This window comes from Mycobacterium sp. (assembly GCF_040509115.1).
Taxonomy (GTDB): domain Bacteria; phylum Actinomycetota; class Actinomycetes; order Mycobacteriales; family Mycobacteriaceae; genus Mycobacterium.
Map to the genome: position 1 here is coordinate 1 of NZ_JBEVLO010000537.1, position 17,183 is coordinate 17,183.

Here is a 17,183-nt window from a genome sequence, read left to right on the forward strand (position 1 = left end):
CCCACCCCGTCTGGTCGTTGACGACGATGTAGCGAGGCCAAACCAGATCACTCAGTCCGATGAACGGCATGATGCTCACGGCCGCCGAGTAGGCCGCAAAGGCCAGAAGGAACCAAAGCAGTGCCCGTACCACCGCAGGGCGGTCGAACGTGTAACGCCCGACGAGGTAGAACACGAATGGGAGCAGTGTCCCGATGACGATGAACCGTGCTACCGGAAGGGGCTCGCCGCCCAGCAGGTCAACCGCGGGGTACTTGTGCGGGGCCTGCATTGAATACAAGTTCCATAGCAGGTACCCGGCCATCGCCCACTCGACCGGCCCGACGCCGCGCAATCGCCCGGAAGTACGATCCATCCACAGCACGGTCGAGGCGATCAGCAGAGCGAAGGCGAACCACCAGAGTTCGACGGGCGTTTGAATTTCTGAGTTCAACACGGGCCGCAGACAAATGGTCATGAGCAGGACGATGATTGCGAAGATCGGGATGCGTAGCGCACACAGCGTCACCGCGAGAGCGACTGCACCAGCGAGCAGCATCATGTCGCACCACTCCCACCGTGGTGCAACGCCTCTGCCATCTCAAGCATCTACCGCTTTTCCCGTCCGTCAGTCATCACGGCACCAAGCAGGACCGCGTGTGCGTCCGTCAGGGCTTCAGCGGCGGAGGTCACGTCGCCCGAGCGCGAAGACCGCCTGCCCACGACGAGCATGGTGAAGTCCGACGCAGCGCAAATCGGCTGCGACTCAATGGTGTCGACGATCGAAGGAGCCGCGATCACGATGGTGTCCGCGACCATGCGTAGCTCGTCGAGAACCGCATCGATTCGTTCGCGACCGATGAGGGCATAGCGATCGGTGACGAACGAACCCGCGGACAGGATCTTCAGCGATTCGAGCCCGCTGTCCTTGAGCACGCTGTGAACCATGCTGCTGTCGGCGAGCGCATCGTTGAAGCCTGCGCCGTCGGCCTGCCGCGACATGTCGTTGTTGGCGTACACCAGAACCGTTCGGCGCCCCTGCTGCGCTGACAAATTTGCCACCGCTTCGGAGAGTTCCTGCGCTGCACGTGCTCCCCGGCAGTCGGTCAAGGCAACGACCGTCGACTTTGGCAGGTCTTGGAAGCTGACGAGGTTGGTGAGCGCCCGCAATCGATCTTTTCGCAACTTTACTGCCTTCTTGGAACCACCAGAGGGCACCTCGATCAACGGTTCGATGCCGGTCTTGTCCCGAAGGTCTTCTGCGGTCACGATCCGTGACGACAACGCCGCGAGACCGAGGGCGGCGAGCACGCCGAGGAGTAACCCACCAGCGGCGCGGAGTCCCAGGCTGAACAAGATGTCTTGCTCGGTCTTGGTTACGCCCGCCCGCAGCTGAAGTTCGTGGAGCTGGTTGGCCGACTCGGCCCTCATGGCGTCCAGTCGCGTCTGCACGACCGGCACCATTGGATTGAGTTCTCCTTCGGGACCTGGCCGGGCGATGAGCGAGTCGAGTTCTTGCTCCGCGTCCGCGATCGTCTTCTGGTAGGCGGCTTGGCGAACCGCGCCGATGTCGGCTCGGAACGCCGCCGCCATGTTCTGCGCGGCATCCTGCGCCAATTCTGGGCTTTCGGCGGTCGCCTCGATCGCAAGGATTGGGCTGGTGGCGACCGACCTAGCCTCGAACGTGACGTCCTCGGGAGTGTTCGTTGCCGCCCTGAGCCGGCCAATCGTCGCCGGCTCGTTGAACACGGTGGCGTACCCGATCGACATCGCCGCGTCCTGCTCGGGTGCCAGGCCCGGTGAGGACTGTACGAGTAGTGCGCTCCCGACATACGTCGGGCGCATTTGCAATATCGGCAGTGCCGCCACGCACGTGGCAAGCCCGGCGACCAGCAGGACCACCCACCACCGGCGCCCGATCTGTTTGATACGGCGCCTCAATTGCACAATCACATTCTCTCCCAACGGGAATCGTTTGCACCCGTGGCGAGTGCAAGGGGACTTGGTGACAGTCGGCCCGCCCGCCGCCCGCGGACAGCTTCAGTCGTCTCGTCCATCCGTCACGCGCCGATCAACTGGACGGACTCGGGTTCCAGGGCCGTACGCAGCCATGAAATCGTGCGTTCGATTCCGTCCGGGAGCGCGACTCTCGGGGTCCACCCGAGTTCGGTCAGCGCCTTCGTGGCGTCGAGGGCAATGGCCTGCAATTCACCATTGCGCGCCTCCGCGAAGAACGGCGGGGATGCGTCTCCGAGGACCTCGGCGATCAGCCGATGCACTTCGATCACCGTCGTCTGTCGTCCCGTGCCGATGTTGTACGTGCCGACGGTGCCGTCGGGAGCATGAGCGGCCCGGATGAACGCGTCGACGACGTCGTCGACGTACACGTAGTCGCGGGCGGCAGAACCGTCGCCGAAGACCGTCGCGGAGCTGTCTGTGATCATCGCCCGCCCGAAGACCGTGATGACACCGGCTTCTCCGTGCGGATTCTGGCGTGGCCCATAGACATTGGCCAGGGCCAGGCAGATCGGCGCTATCCCGTACATCTCCGCGTAGGCCCGTAGGTACAGCTCGCCGGCCAGTTTGGCAACGGCGTACGGTGAGATCGGGTCCGTCCTCACGGTTTCATCGGCGGGCAGGGAACTCGGAGTCCCGTACCGTGACCCGCCGGAGGCGGCGTAGACGATCCTTCTGACGTCCGAACACCTTGCGGCTTCGAGCACGTTGATCGTGCCGAGCACGTTGTTCCTGGCATCGAACAGCGGATCACTCACCGAGGCCCGCAGATTCACCTGGGCGGCAAGATGGAAGATGATGTCCGGGTTGCATCCTGCGACGATGTCGCTGAGCTCAGGCGCCTGAATGTCGTTCTGTACGAACGTGAACCGCTGTCGGCTCAATCGATGGGCGTGACGCGCCTCGTCGAGGTTCGCCAGGACCCCGGTGCTCAGGTTGTCGAGGGCGATGACATTGTGGCCTTCGTTGAGCAATCGGTCGACTAACGTCGAACCGATGAAGCCGGCAGCGCCGGTGACAAGTGCTCGCATGATGGTTGTCTCCTATTCTTCGAGGCCGGTGGGCCCTCAGTAAGCACCGGTGCGTCGCAGCACGGCGTGCAGGGTCTTGCAGACGATGAGGATGTCCCCGACCATCGACCAGTTGTCGACGTACGAGAGGTCGAGGCGGACGGCCTTGTCCCATGGCAGATCAGATCGCCCGCTCACCTGCCACAACCCCGTCACGCCCGGCTTGACGAGCAGCCTGCGCTGCACGTCGTCGTCGTAGTGTTCGACCTCGCGCCTCAGGGGTGGACGCGGGCCAACGACGCTCATCTCCCTGCGGAGCACGTTGATGAACTGGGGCAGCTCGTCGATGCTGAAGCGGCGCAACACCCGACCGAGTGGCGTGACCCGCGGATCGTCTCGGATCTTGAACAGCAGACCATCGCTCTCATTCACGCTGAGCAGCTGCTGCAGATCCTTGTCTGCGTCCTCCACCATGGTTCGGAACTTCAGCATCGAGAACGCTCTGCCATTGATCCCGATGCGTTCCGACGAGTAGAAGACCGGCCCCTTGCTCGTCAGCTTGATCGCAACGGCGGTGACGAAGAGGAGCGGTGATACCGCCGTGAGGGCCGCCAACGCGAAACAGAAGTCGAACGCCCGCTTCTGCAATCGCTTCGCACCCTGGTATTGCGGCTTGTCGATGCAGAGCAGTGGCAGGCCTGCGATCGGCCGCATGGCCAACCGAGACCGGGCGACGTCCATGACACCGGGGGACACCATGAGTTCGACGTCCATCGGTTCCAGCTCCCAGATGAGCCGTCTGATCCCCTTGACTCCGAAGTGCTCCGTTCCGGCGATGGCGACTGTGTCGGCTCCGCAGCTTCGGATCGCCTGAGAGACATGGCATTCCCCACCGACGATCGGAATCTGCTGGTGGTTGATGGTGAGGTACTCATCGGCTGGGGGACCGTAGCCTGGTATCGCAATCCCGACCACGCGGAAGCCGCTGTCGGGATCGTCGGTGAGTTCGTTCGCGAGTTCGGTGACTCCGCCTCTGTCGCCGATCGCCAGCACAGCGGTTTGATACGCGCCCTTCGCACGTTGGCAGGCGACGTGTGTGCGCCACTTCCAACGCGTCAGAACCAGGCCGACGACACCCACGGGGAGCGCTACGGCGAGGTAGCCCCGTGAGAGCTCGAGCTTCATGAGCAGCTGGCAGATCGCCACCGCTCCGAAGGTCCAGAACGAGGCGGCCACCACGCGCCGGTACTCCTCGATGCCAACGCCGAGGTACTTCGGCGACCGTGCCCGGATTCCGGCCAGCGCCGAGAGCCAGATCGCGACGAGGGCCACGGAGCATGCCGTCTGGTACTGGCTGGTGAGGCCGTCTGCGGCGGGTGTGCTACCGAACCGGACGTATTGGGCGAGAAAGACGGCGCCGATGACCACGACGGTGTCCGTGAAGCGGACATTGCGCGCGTATCGCCGTTCCCATCGCGACCGCCCCATGACGGACGCCGGCGAACTCGGCGTGGCTGCGCGGCTCGCAGGTACCGAGTCGGGGCGTATCCGCGTCACCTCGGCCACGATTCTTCTGGACGCCGCCTCGATCGCTTCTTCCACGCGCGACGGTACGACGCTCAGCGGCTGCGTAATCTGTGTCACGTTCGATTGGTCCATGCCCATTCCCCCCGGGCTCCCCAGTAGTTCGTGTGGCCGTTCAGGTCTTGGGTCGTCCCCCGGTGACCGGCACCAATCACCGCGACCCTCTTGGAAATCTCCCTTCTGTTGGGCCGTTGCCTCTGGCGGTTCATCTGGCTACTCGACCGTGACCGACTTGGCGAGGTTGCGGGGTTTGTCGACGTCGCGCCCCAGCACCAGCGCGAGCGTCCGCGCCAGAATCTGCAGCGGCACCGTCGCCGCGAGCGGCCCCCACGGCGCGTCCACGCGCTCGACCGCGGGCACCGTCGCACCCGCGCCGCCGACGCTGATGACGTGGCCCCCGCGGGCCCGGATCTCGGCGACGTTGGCGACCAGTTTCGGGTCGTTGCTGTCGACGGCGACTACGGGCGTGCCAGCGGTGATCAGAGCCAACGGGCCGTGCTTGAGTTCGCCTGCGGGATAGTGCTCCGCCCATCGGTACGCAAGCTCCTTCAACTTCAGCGCGCCCTCGGCGGCGTACGGAAGACCGGGCCCCCTCGCAATGAAGACGAATCCGCTTGCCGCCGAGTACTGTTCGGCAATCTGCGGTACCACGCACTTCGCGACGGCGCTTGCTGCCGACAGCTGATCCGGGATCCTCCGCAGTTCGTCGACCAGCAGGCCAGCCTCCGCCGCGGTGAGTCTGCGCCGGGCAACCAAGGCCGAGATCATCACAGCGATACCAGCGACGATCTGACACACGAAGGTCTTCGTGGCAGCGACACCGACCTCTACGCCTGCCCCGCACGGCATCACTGCATCCACCCGGCGGGCAAGTGTGGAGTGCGTGTTGTTGGTGAGGGCCAGCAGTTGCGTGTTGGCTGGAGTGCGGGTCTGGATGGCCTGCAACACGTCTGCGGTCTCGCCGGACTGGCTGATGGCCAGGCGCAGCGTGTGCGGCTCCACGATCTCGTCACCACACTCACTGGCGACACTCGTGGTGACGGGCACTCCGCCGAGGCGACTGACGAGTCGTCCGATGACCTGCCCGGCGTTCAGCGACGTCCCACATCCGATCACGTGAAGACGGTCGAAGGGCATCAAATCCAAGTCAGCCCAAAGGGACCCGCTTGCGATTCGGCCACCCACGTCGTCGAGCAGACGCGCGATCACCTCGGGCTGCTGGTCGATTTCCTTGGCCATGTAGTCCGCATAGCCGTTCAGATTGCCGTCCTGCGCCTGCGTGGTGCAGCGAATGGCAACGTCGGGCGTCGCGTCTAGTCCATGGTTGCGCCACCGCCCCTCTCCGGTGAGGTCGACGACGTCTCCGTCCTCGAGGACACGGAAGTCTTCGACCCAGTCGGCGATCGCACTGATGTCGCTGGTGGCGAACTGGCCGTCGTCGGTGCGGGCCACCAGAAGCGGAGATCCGTTGGCGGCCACCACCAGCTGGCCGGTGGGCTCGGCCAGTACCGCCAGGCCCCAGGTACCCTCGACCACCTCGAGCGCCGCCTCGACGGCGTCGAACAGATCCCCGTGGAGTCGCCACCGATCTTCGATCAGATGGCAAAGCACCTCGCTGTCGACGTCGGACGTGAACAGGTGGCCCGCCGCAGTCAACGCCTCCCGCAGCACGTCGGCGTTCTCGATGACGCCGTTGTGCACGACGTTGATGTGTCCCGTGCAGTCGGCCAGTGGATGTGCGTTGGTCTCGGTGACCGACCCATGAGTCGCCCATCGGGTGTGCCCGATACCGAGTCCGTCGAGGGCCGGTCCCGACCACTCACGGACCTGTCGATCCAGCGTTCCGATCCGATCGACCGTCCTGAGCCGGACCACGTCTCCGTCGCTCGTTCGCACCGCGACGCCAACCGAGTCGTAGCCGCGGTATTCGAGCCTGCGCAGTGCAATGCGGAGATACTCGATAGCCGGACCCGTTGTCCGGCACGCAATGATGCCGCACATCAGACGGCCTTCGGTTCCGAGGCCGCCATCGCGGAATCTGCTTTGCGGCGCGACCATGGCGGGCGAAGGGGCGGGGGCGCTACCGACATCGAAGTGGGCGCGGCCGGTGCGACGTCCAACGACCGACTACCAGCGTCTGGAGCTAACACGAAGAACACTCCATAACTATCGGGCTCCGCAACCGTCGCGTACATGGACCATCAGAGCTGATTTCGGGTAGCACCAGGGCCTAGTTCCTACGCTCAACCGTCGCGTAACCGGACGGTGTGGGAAAGTGCCGCCGCCTCGGTACGTGTGCTGACACCGAGCTTGGTCAGCACGTTGTGTACGTGGTTCTTGACCGTGTGGACTGCGATCGAGAGCTGGGTGGCGATGTCCTGATTCGACCGGCCCAATTCGAGCATCCTCAGGATCTGGGCCTCCCGGACCGTAAGAGCTAGATCCTTGCCCACCGGCTCCCGCTGCGCAGCCAGTGCCGCCAGGCGGCGGAGCAAAATCGCCGAGACCTTTGGCGACCAAGATGTTTCGCCGTCAGCGACCCTGCGCATGAGGGCAAGCAAGTCATCGAACGAGTCGGTGCGCATGTGATAGCCGGCCACGCCCGCCTCTGCGCACGCGACGATCTCCGATTCGTCGTCTTCGGAGGCGCCGATCACGATCACTCGCACCTCCGGACTCAGGTCCGTGGCGGCCCGCAACAACAAGGCACTGTCCCTGGTCGCCATGTTGAGAAGGACGACACACGAATCGATTCCGTGCAGAGCCGCCACCAACGAGGGCAAATCCCACGCGGCACGTGGTGCGGCAATCAGATTCATGGCGAAGATGGCCGTCAGATTTTCACGGTTGAGGGTGTAATCGTCGATCACCACGATCGTTTCGTCCCGAAGTGGGTCATTCTGGGGCACTCGTTGGCGAGTCATCCCGGTGATCTCCAGATCGGCCGGGGACGTCCAGCCTCCGCGCTCGTGGCCGCTGCGCCGTGTCGCCTCGGGGACGAATCTGCCATGGGGTCCGTCGGACGACTCCAGCCCGCTCGAAGACACGACCCGCAGCGGCGACGGCACTTGGGAGCCGCCCCGCCGCGACGATTGGCGGGACACTTCGGCGCCGCCCTCGGCCCCGCGGGCCGGTCGACGAGATGCTCCTGGCACCGATCCAGCGGAATGATCATCTGGCACTTGATATCTCCCCGCTTCGATGGCACGAGACTCGGCCGCGTCTGGCTGCCACCGTCACCCTGAAGTCGACCGTCGCCGATGAATGGGCGTGGTCGAATCCGACTCGGGTCGAGCAATGCCGATCCGATCCGGCACCGTTGGGGCGGGGGCGACATGCGATGCGGCGCTTCGGCGGCTTCGCACTCGGCCGTCGGCGCCCCCGCCGGTCTCTGCGGGAACTGCCGAACCTACGTCGATCGTCATCGACTGGGCGCGTGTCAACCGAGCCGCATCACGCGGCAGGAAGCCACGGGGTCGAGCCAACTCAGTTCGCACCGATCCACTATTGCCCGGCTCGGTTCGGCCGTACATGGACCGTTGGACCCAATTTCAGACCAGCACGGTGTCTGGTCCTTCGAACCTCACCCCGCGGTGTGGAGTGACCGCGACACCGCCACCGCCTGCGTCCGAGTCCGGACGCCGAGCTTCCCCAGAATGCTGTGGACGTGGTTCTTGACCGTGTGCAGCGCTATGCAGAGATCGTTCGCGATCTCCCGATTGGACAGCCCTAGCTCCAACATCCGCAAGATCTGAATCTCGCGGGTCGTCAGGACTAGTTCCCCCGGGTCGGGCTTGGACTCCGACGCCAGCGCCGAGAGCCGGCGAAGCAAGATCGTCGCGACACTCGGTGAGCAGACCGATTCCCCGTTGGCCACTCTGTTCATCAAGGACAGGAGATCGTCGAACGACTCGCTACGGAGGTGGTAACCCGTGACCCCCGCCTCGGCGCACGCCACGATGGTCGGCTCGTCGCCCTCCCACACGCCGACGGCGACCACCTTGGCGTCCGGCCTGCCCGAGGTGATCGTGCGAAGCAGCTGCGTGCTGTCCTTGGTCGACATGTTCAGCAGAATGACGTCTGGAGTGCCGTTCTCCAGCGCGGTCAAGAGCGAGGTCATGTCCCACGCAACGCACGCCTCGAACGAATCGTCCTCGCCGAGAACTGCGGCCAAGCTCTCCCGATAGAGCGTGCAATCGTCGACGATCAGGATCGTCGTGGCGAGTTGGGTGTGCACCAGCGGCGTCAGTTCCGCCTCCACCGCGCACGCACCGTACGCATGGCCCGGCACACTGCCCACCGTTGCCCGGCTCAACCTATTGCCGTGCAAGGGTATTCGATTGCCAATGTTCCGCTGGCCGTTGCCAAGATTTGCTGAAACTGCTACCAGCTGACCGTTTTCTCCAAGCATGTCCCCGCCCCCGTTAACCCCGATCGGTGCCCTGCCCCAGTAGAGCACACCATTCGAGCACATAATAACGTCTTTGCAGAAATTTGCGACGGCGCGTTCTGATAGCCCAAAATTTGCTAAATCTGCACGACTACGTCGGCAAACTTGATCACGGCACGGGTTCGACGTCCGATGAACCCGAATCGATGCCGGTGACGTCGACTACTTCGCACCACTCCGGGCGCGACCGCGCGGCTGACCACGCCGTCGCCGCAAAGTATCGGCGGCTGATTTGGGACCTACGACGCCCCGACCCGCGCAGCCCGACCGACCGCATCGCGGTCGCGATTTGGGCAAGTCGTCAGCCGAGGATCAAACCGGACGTCGGGACACCCGTCCCTGCCGTCACCAGCACGTGTTCGACATCGGGCACCGGGTTCAGCGACGTGCCCCGCAATTGCCGCACCCCCTCGGCGATCCCGTTCATGCCGTGGATGTAGGCCTCGCCGAGCTGCCCGCCGTGGGTGTTGATGGGCAACCGTCCGCCGACCTCGATCGCGCCATCTGCGATGAAGTCCTTGGCCTCACCGAGCGCGCAGAAACCCAACTCCTCCAGCTGAATGAGAGTGAACGGCGTGAAGTGGTCGTACAGGATGGCCGTCTGGATGTCCGTCGGCCTGAGTCCCGACTGGGCCCACATCTGCCTGCCCACCAGCCCCATCTCGGGGAGACCGTCCAGCTCAGGGCGGTAGTAGCTCACCATCGAATACTGATCGGGGCTCGACCCCTGTGCGGCTGCCTCGATCACGGCGGGTCGGTTCTTCAAGTCCTTCGCCCGCTCGGCCGAGGTGATCACCAACGCGACGCCGCCGTCGGTCTCCTGGCAGCAGTCCAGCAGCCGAAGCGGTTCGGCGATCCACCGCGACGCCTGGTGCTCCTCGATGGTGATCGGCTTCTCGTAGAAGTACGCCTTCGGGTTCTTCGCGGCGTGCTTGCGGTCGGCGACTGAGATCGCCCCGAAGTCCCTGCTCGTGGCCCCCGACAGATGCATGTAGCGCTTGGCGATCATCGCCACTTGTGCTGCCGGCGTTGACAACCCGTGCGGGTACGAGAAGGAGTTGTCGACACCCGTCGAGTCGGCGTTCTCCACCAACCGCATCTGGACCTGACCGAACCGCATGCCGGAACGTTCGTTGAACGCCCGGTAGGCAACGACGCAATCGGCGATGCCGGTGGCGACGGCCATGGCCGCCTGCTGGACGGTCGCGCAGGCTGCGCCGCCACCGTGGTGGATCTTCGAGAAGAACTTGAGCTCGCCGATGCCCGTGGCGCGCGCGACGGCGACCTCGGTATTGGAGTCCATCGTGAAGGTCGTCATGCCGTCCACGTCGGCAGGCGTCAGGCCCGCGTCGTCGAGCGCGTCGAGCACCGCCTCCGCGGCGAGCCGCAGCTCACTGCGACCGGAGTTCTTCGAGAAGTCAGTGGCACCGATCCCGACGATCGCCGCCTTGCCCGACAGCTCACCCATCAGGAATCCCCTCCGACCACCAGCGTCGCGTTGGCGATGACGTGGTCGCCAAGGCTGTTGCTGCCCACGATCTTCAACGTGACGAGACCATCTTCGACCGCCGTCACCTCGCCCGTGAAGGTCACCGTGTCATAGGCGTACCAGGGCACCCCGAGTCGCAGCCCGATCGACTTGATCACCGCCGACGGGCCCGCCCAGTCGGTGATGAAGCGCTGCACCAGGCCGGTGTCGGTCAGGATGTTGACGAAGATGTCCTTCGACCCCTTAGCCAGCGCCTTGTCCCGATCGTGGTGCACGTCCTGGTAGTCGCGCGTCGAGATCGCGGTCGAGACGATGAAGGTCGGGTCGCCGTAGAGCTGGAGCTCGGGCAGCTTTTGGCCCACCTCGATCAGGGCCGTCATGCGTCAGGCTCCCAGGCATACAGCGTCCACGCCGGGCCGGCGTCACCCTCGGGAAAATCGATGTACGTTGCGCGGACGGGCATTCCGATCTCTACTCCTGCCGGGTCGACGTTGCGGAGCTCGCCAAGCATGCGGACTCCTTCGGCGAGTTCGACGAGCGCGACCACGAACGGAGGCGTGCGGCCCGGCACCTTCGGCGCGTGGTGCACGACGAAACTGAACACCGTGCCCGTCCCCGCGGACACCACGTAGTCAGTCTGGTCGTCCTTGTCCAGCCACAGCGCGGGCACCGGCGGGTGTTGCAGGCTGCCGTCCGCACGCTTCTGAATGCGCAACTCGTGGGCGTTGACGCCGTCCCAGAAGAACTTGGTGTCCTTCGACGAAGACGGTCGCATCATGTTGGCGGCGTCGAGATCGTCGGGCACCGCCGAGGCTGGCGGTGAGTCCTGCTCCGCGGGCCTGAACTTCATGATGCGCCACATCATCTCGGCGACGTCCTCATCGCCGACCGACCACGTGATCGTCTGCGTGATGAAGAAGCCCTCGCCCAGTGCCGTGCGCTTCGGGCCGACGACGCCGGTCAACTCGGCGGAAACGCTGACCTCCTCACCCGGGCGAAGGTAGCGGTGGTAGGTCTGCTCGCAATTGGTGGCAACCACCCCGATGTAGCCCGCCTCGTCGAACAATTCGAGGATCTTGCCCAATGGGTCGTCATCGGGGCGGACCGCACCGAGGCCCATCATCGTCCAGACCTGAATCATCGCAGGCGGGGCGACGATGCCCGGGTGACCGGCCGCCTTGGCGGCGGCCTCGTCGACGTAGATCGGGTTGCGATCACCCATCGCATCGAGCCAGTGGTCGATCATCGGCTGATTCACGGGATGGCGGCCGACCCGCGGCTTGCTCTTGCCCTCGGCCTTGACGCGTTCGGCAGCGGCCTTGATGTCGTCGACGCGTGCCTGCTCTTCGCGCAAGCGCTGATCGATCGTCTGCTCTTCGCGCAAGCGCTCATTGATCGTCACCGCGGCACCCTCGGCACCTTCAGCCCCGCCGCCGCGATCATCTCGCGCATCACCTCGTTCACTCCGCCTCCGAACGTGATGACCAGATTGCGCTTGGTCTGGCTGTCGAGCCACTGCAGAAGCTCCCCGGTCTCTGGATCCGCGGGATTGCCGTGCGCACCAACGATCTCCTCGGCAAGCCTGCCCGCGTACTGAATGCGCTCGGTGCCGAACACCTTGGTGGCGGCGGCGTCGGCGACGTCGATGGTCTCCCCCGACGCCGCGACCTGCCAGTTGAGCAGTTCGTTGACCCGCCACATCGCCTTGAGCTCACCGAGTGAGCGCTTCACGTCGTCGTGGTCGAGCGGAGTGTCGCCGTTGCTTCCAGGTTTGGACGCCCATGCATGGATGCGGTCGTACAGCGAGGCGAAGCGGCCTGCCGGACCGAGCATCACGCGCTCGTTGTTGAGCTGCGTGGTGATCAATCGCCAGCCACCGTTCTCCTCGCCGACGAGCATGTCGGCGGGCACCCGCACGTCGTTGTAGTAGGTGGCGTTGGTGTGGTGGGCGCCGTCGGACAGGATCATCGGCGTCCACGAGTAGCCGGGGTCCTTGGTGTCGACGATCAGAATCGAAATGCCCTTGTGCTTCACCGCTTCCGGGTCGGTGCGCACTGCCAGCCAGACGTAGTCGGCGTCATGGCCCCCTGTTGTGAAGACCTTCTGGCCGTTGACGGTGTAATACCCGGTGGCCTCGTCCCCGGTACGAACCGCGGTGGTGCGCAGCGACGCCAGGTCGGTGCCCGCCTCCGGCTCGGTGTACCCGATCGCGAAGTGAACCTCGCCTGCGAGGATGCCGGGCAGGAACTTCTTCTTCTGCTCCTCGGTGCCGTACTGCTGCAGCGTCGGGCCGACGGTCTGCAGAGTCACCGCGGGCAGCGGCACGTCCGCACGCTGGGCCTCGTTGACGAAGATCGACTGCTCGATGGTGCCGTAGCCCAGACCGCCGTACTCCTTGGGCCAGCCGACTCCCAGTTTGCCGTCCGAGCCCATCCGCTTGATGATCGCCCGATATGCCTCGTTGTGCCGGTCGGACTCCATCGCCTTGGCTTCCTCGGGCGAGATGAGATTCGAAAAGTACTGCCGCAGTTCGGCTTGCAGTTGCCTTTGTTCCGGCGTCAGCTCGATGTACATTACGCTCCCGCCACCGTAGAGGCCCCGAGAAGATCCAATCGGAGCGAGGGACCACCCAGAAGCCGGGTCAGGTCCTTGATCGTGGAGTAGTACCCGTCCATCGGGTACGCGATGTCCATGCCCATCCCGCCGTGCAGGTGATGGCAGAGCTGCATCACCGGCGGCGCCTGCGACGTCAGCCAGTAGCCGAGGACGTCGAGGTCCTCGACGGCGTCGCGCCCCTCGGACAGGCGCCAGACCACCGACGTCGACGCGAGTGTCAGAGTGCGCGAGGCGATGTAGATCTCGGAGAGCTGCGCGGCCACCGTCTGGAACGTCGACAACGGTCTGCCGAACTGCTCCCGGTTCGCGACGTAGTCGGCCGTGAGCCGCAGCGCGCCCGCCACCAGTCCGGCCGCATAGGCACCGGTCGCCGCCAACACGAGCTGGTTCACCCTTCGCACCGAGCCGACATCGGCCACCACGTCGGCATCCGCGACGGCGACGCGGTCGAACGTCACCACGAATTCGTCGCTGTGGTTCGCAGCGGGCGTCTTGGTCAGCGTCACGCCGTCCGCAGTGGGTGACACCACGACGACGCCGCTATCGGTGGTCACGACGAGCCAATCGGCCTGCCGCGCATGGGGTACGCCGATCTTGGTGCCGGAGAGCGTTCCGCCGGACAGGGTGACGACGGGCCGCTCCGGAAGCGCGTGGCCCGGTTCGTTCAGCGCCGCGGTGAGCACGCCCCCCTTCGCGACGCCGGCCAGAAAGCGGTCCTGCTGCTCGGTGGAGGCCAGGTCCAACAGCGGGATCAGGCCGAGACCGAGCGTCGCGAACGCCGGGGTGGTGTTGCCGAACCTGCCGATCTCAATCAGCGCCGAGGTGATCTCCGGCAGCCCCAGGCCGTCCCCACCAAGCCGCTCCGGCACGCCGAAGGCCAGGACGCCTCCTGCGACGAGCGCGTCCCAGCCGTTGTCGCGCCCGAGCGCGGATGTCACCACGTCGGCGACGGCCTGCTGTCCTTCATCGGGACTGAAGTCCACCCGAATCCTCCTTGATCGCCCGGGGCCTCAGCGCCGGCAGCGCCTAATTGGTCGGCTCGCCTGCGCCCGTGTAGTCAACCTGCCAGTGCTTGATCCCGTTGAGCCAGCCCGACATCAGACGCTCGGGCTCGCCGACCGGCTTCAGATTGGGCATCGCGTCGGCCACGGCGTTGAAGATCAGGTTGATGGTCATCCGCGCCAGGTTCGCGCCGATGCAGAAGTGCGCGCCGGTGCCACCGAAGCCGACGTGGGGATTCGGATTGCGCAGAATGTTGAACTCGTGCGGGTTGTCGAACACCTCGTCGTCGAAGTTCGCCGAGCGGTACGACATCACCACCCGCTGTCCCTTCTTGATCGGCACCCCGCCGAGTTCGACGTCCTCGAGTGCGGTGCGCTGGAACGCCGACACCGGCGTGGCCCAACGGACGATCTCGTCGGCCGCCGTGCCGGGTCGCTCCAACTTGTAGAGCTCCCACTGATCGGGGTGCTGGGAGAACGCGATCATGCCGTGGGTGATCGAATTGCGGGTGGTCTCGTTGCCTGCCACCGCGAGCATGACGACGAAGAAGCCGAACTCGTCGTCCGACAGCTTCTCCCCGTCGATGTCGGCTTGGACGAGGGTGGTGACGATGTCGTCGGTCGGGTTCTTCGACCGCTCCTCGGCCATCTTCATGGCGTAGGTGATCAGCTCGAACGAGGACATTGCGGGATCGACGCCTGCGTACTCCGGATCTTCGCCCGCGGTCATCTCGTTCGACCAGCGGAAGAGCTTGTCGCGGTCCTCCTGTGGCACTCCGAGCAGACCGGCGATGGCCTGCAGCGGCAGTTCGCACGACACCTGCTCGACGAAGTCGCCCGAGCCCTCGGCTGCGGCGGTCTTGGCGATCTTCTCCGCGCGGGTGCGCAGTTCGTCCTCCAGACGCCCAACCGCCCTCGGCGTGAAGCCGCGGGAGACGATCTTGCGTAGGCGGGTGTGCTGCGGCGCGTCCATGTTGAGGAGCACGGCCTTCTGCAGGTCGATCGCATCGCGGGTCATGGCCTGTGGCCACGTCGGAATCGCACCGTCCGGCGAGCTACCGAAGACGTCGTTGCGCTTGGACACTTCCTTGACGTCGGCATGCTTGGTGACGAGCCAGTAGCCCTTGTCGCCAAAGCCGCCCGTGCCGCCGGGCACGTCGACCCAGTGCACGGGCTCGGAATTGCGCAGTTCCGCGAGTTCCTCGACGGGCAATCGCTCGAGGTTCAAGGTTGCGCTCAGGAAGTCGAAGTCAGATGAGACATTGGGGGTGGGCACGGCTGGGCTCTCCTCAATTGGAACGTGTTCTAGTGTCAGTAAAACACGCCTTCACCGCAGATCAAAGGCATGGCGGCATCACAGCTTGTCAGAGTTATGAAACGTGTTCTAGCCTGGCGCAATGGGTACCCCTGTCATCGTCGAGGCCACGCGCAGCCCGATCGGCAAGCGCAACGGCTGGCTGTCCGGGCTGCACGCCACCGAGTTGCTGGGCGCGGTGCAGAAGGCGTTGGTCGAGAAGGCAGGCCTCGACTCCAGCTTCGAAGCCGGGCACGTCGAGCAGCTGATCGGCGGCTGTGTCACGCAGTTCGGCGAGCAGTCGAACAACATCACCAGGGTGGGCTGGCTGACCGCTGGACTGCCCGAGCACGTCGGAGCCACCACCGTGGACTGCCAATGCGGCAGCGGCCAGCAGGCCAACCATCTGATCGCAGGGCTCATCGCGATCGGCGCGATCGACGTCGGCATCGCGTGCGGCGTCGAGGCGATGAGCCGGGTAGGTCTCGGCGCCAACGCCGGGCCGGACCGTTCGATCATCCGGGCCGCGTCGTGGGACATCGACATGCCCGACCAGTTCACCGCCGCCGAGCGAATCGCCAAGCGCCGCGGCATCACCCGCGAGGACATCGACGCATTCGGACTCGCCTCGCAGCAGAAGGCGCACCGCGCCTGGGCCGAGGGAAGGTTCGACCGTGAGGTCTCGCCGATCGTGGCGCCGGTGCTCGACGAGCAGAAGCAGCCGACGTCCGACCTCGCCCCGGTGACCAGGGATCAGGGCATGCGGGACACCACGCTGGAAGGGCTGTCCTCGTTGAAACCGGTGATGGAGGGCGGAATTCACACGGCGGGCACGTCGTCGCAGATCTCCGACGGCGCGGCCGCGGTGCTGTGGATGGACAGTGACGTGGCCAAGGCGCACGGCTTGCGACCGCGGGCCCGGATCGTCAGCCAGGCGAATGTCGGCGCCGAGCCCTACTACCACCTCGACGGTCCGGTGCAGTCCACCGCCAAGGTGTTGGAGAAGGCGGGCATGAAGATGGGCGACATCGACCTCGTCGAGATCAACGAGGCATTTGCGTCGGTGGTGTTGTCGTGGGCCCGCGTGCATGAACCGGACATGGACAAGGTCAACGTCAACGGCGGCGCGATCGCCCTCGGCCACCCCGTGGGGTGCACCGGCAGCCGACTGATCACCACGGCCCTGCACGAACTGGAGCGCACCGACAAGAGCACTGCGCTGATCACCATGTGCGCCGGTGGAGCGCTGTCCACCGGCACCATTCTCGAGCGGATCTAGTGGCTCCGGAACCGGGGGTTCCCCCGCCTGCGGGGGAGAGCGAAACGACCGGGGAATCGACCGAGCCCGTCGTCGTCTCCGACGCCGAACGCATCTCAGCGGCCAAGGCCTACATCGATGCGCTGGTCAGTCACGACGCGAGCGGCGTGCCCTTCGCAGCCGATTGCACGCGCATCGAACAGGGCGTGAAGAACGGCTTCTCCGGAAGCCATCTGCGCCGCAGCCTCAACGGTGGTCCCCAGTACCGGGTCATCGGCGCGGCCACCCCGCCGGAGTTCACCATCACCGGCGACGTCGTGCGTGCCAGGTTCGACATTCTGACCAAGGTGTCGATCGCCGGTCGACGTTTCGCCGCGCACGTCGACGAGACCTTCGTCATCCCCGCAGCACCCATCAACGGGCGCAACGAAATCCACCACATCCGAGTGCGATTCCACCCATTCCTCGCCAAGGGCTAGGGCTAGG

At 65.2% G+C, this 17,183-nt stretch carries 14 protein-coding genes and 1 pseudogene; 2 read left to right on the top strand and 13 right to left on the bottom strand.

The features are described 5' to 3' along the window. The 13 genes and pseudogenes from ABW137_RS36050 to ABW137_RS36110 form a co-directional block, all read right to left on the bottom strand. Positions 1-541 (bottom strand): annotated as a pseudogene (locus tag ABW137_RS36050) (O-antigen ligase family protein); the annotation flags it as partial. Positions 542-588: 47 nt separating this feature from the next. Then, complete coding sequence (locus ABW137_RS36055) at positions 589-1,932, bottom strand: hypothetical protein (protein WP_526407802.1); 1,344 nt, start codon at positions 1,930-1,932, stop codon at positions 589-591. Positions 1,933-2,039: 107 nt separating this feature from the next. Beyond that, on the bottom strand, positions 2,040-3,026 hold the full coding sequence (locus ABW137_RS36060) for a GDP-mannose 4,6-dehydratase (RefSeq protein WP_526407804.1): 987 nt from the start codon (positions 3,024-3,026) through the stop codon (positions 2,040-2,042). A 36-nt stretch (positions 3,027-3,062) separates the two neighbouring features. Next, positions 3,063-4,664 (bottom strand): sugar transferase, encoded by a 1,602-nt coding sequence (locus ABW137_RS36065; RefSeq protein WP_526407806.1) that lies wholly within the window; start codon positions 4,662-4,664, stop codon positions 3,063-3,065. Positions 4,665-4,802: 138 nt separating this feature from the next. Continuing rightward, positions 4,803-6,590 carry a glutamine--fructose-6-phosphate transaminase (isomerizing) gene (glmS, locus tag ABW137_RS36070; protein ID WP_526407808.1) on the bottom strand — a complete coding sequence of 596 codons (1,788 nt, stop codon included), beginning with the start codon at positions 6,588-6,590 and terminating at the stop codon, positions 4,803-4,805. A gap of 242 nt (positions 6,591-6,832) precedes the next feature. Further along, on the bottom strand, positions 6,833-7,771 hold the full coding sequence (locus ABW137_RS36075; protein WP_526407810.1) for a helix-turn-helix transcriptional regulator: 939 nt from the start codon (positions 7,769-7,771) through the stop codon (positions 6,833-6,835). 401 nt (positions 7,772-8,172) lie between these two features. Further along, entirely contained in the window at positions 8,173-8,850 is a 678-nt protein-coding gene (locus ABW137_RS36080; RefSeq protein WP_526407811.1) for a response regulator transcription factor, read from the bottom strand. Positions 8,851-9,340: 490 nt separating this feature from the next. Continuing rightward, positions 9,341-10,507: a 17-hydroxy-3-oxo-4-pregnene-20-carboxyl-CoA lyase gene (gene ltp2 / locus ABW137_RS36085; protein WP_526407813.1), complete on the bottom strand. Its 1,167-nt coding sequence runs from the start codon at positions 10,505-10,507 to the stop codon at positions 9,341-9,343. Beyond that, complete coding sequence (locus ABW137_RS36090) at positions 10,507-10,908, bottom strand: MaoC family dehydratase (RefSeq protein WP_526407815.1); 402 nt, start codon at positions 10,906-10,908, stop codon at positions 10,507-10,509. Before ABW137_RS36090 ends, ltp2 begins: the two co-directional genes overlap by 1 nt. Beyond that, positions 10,905-11,882: an OB-fold domain-containing protein gene (locus ABW137_RS36095; RefSeq protein WP_526407827.1), complete on the bottom strand. Its 978-nt coding sequence runs from the start codon at positions 11,880-11,882 to the stop codon at positions 10,905-10,907. The genes ABW137_RS36090 and ABW137_RS36095 overlap by 4 nt, the downstream gene beginning before the upstream one ends. A 44-nt stretch (positions 11,883-11,926) precedes the next feature. Then, positions 11,927-13,102 (bottom strand): acyl-CoA dehydrogenase FadE29, encoded by a 1,176-nt coding sequence (gene fadE29 / locus ABW137_RS36100; protein ID WP_526407817.1) that lies wholly within the window; start codon positions 13,100-13,102, stop codon positions 11,927-11,929. Continuing rightward, on the bottom strand, positions 13,102-14,127 hold the full coding sequence (locus tag ABW137_RS36105; RefSeq protein WP_526407819.1) for an acyl-CoA dehydrogenase family protein: 1,026 nt from the start codon (positions 14,125-14,127) through the stop codon (positions 13,102-13,104). The genes fadE29 and ABW137_RS36105 overlap by 1 nt, the downstream gene beginning before the upstream one ends. Positions 14,128-14,170: 43 nt before the next feature. Then, positions 14,171-15,421: a cytochrome P450 gene (locus tag ABW137_RS36110; RefSeq protein ID WP_526407821.1), complete on the bottom strand. Its 1,251-nt coding sequence runs from the start codon at positions 15,419-15,421 to the stop codon at positions 14,171-14,173. A gap of 121 nt (positions 15,422-15,542) precedes the next feature. On the opposite strand from ABW137_RS36110, the gene ABW137_RS36115 reads away from it, so the two are divergent. Then, positions 15,543-16,718 (top strand): steroid 3-ketoacyl-CoA thiolase, encoded by a 1,176-nt coding sequence (locus ABW137_RS36115; RefSeq protein WP_526407823.1) that lies wholly within the window; start codon positions 15,543-15,545, stop codon positions 16,716-16,718. Further along, positions 16,718-17,176 carry a DUF8021 domain-containing protein gene (locus tag ABW137_RS36120; protein WP_526407825.1) on the top strand — a complete coding sequence of 153 codons (459 nt, stop codon included), beginning with the start codon at positions 16,718-16,720 and terminating at the stop codon, positions 17,174-17,176. The genes ABW137_RS36115 and ABW137_RS36120 overlap by 1 nt, the downstream gene beginning before the upstream one ends. The last annotated feature ends 7 nt before the right edge of the window (positions 17,177-17,183 follow it).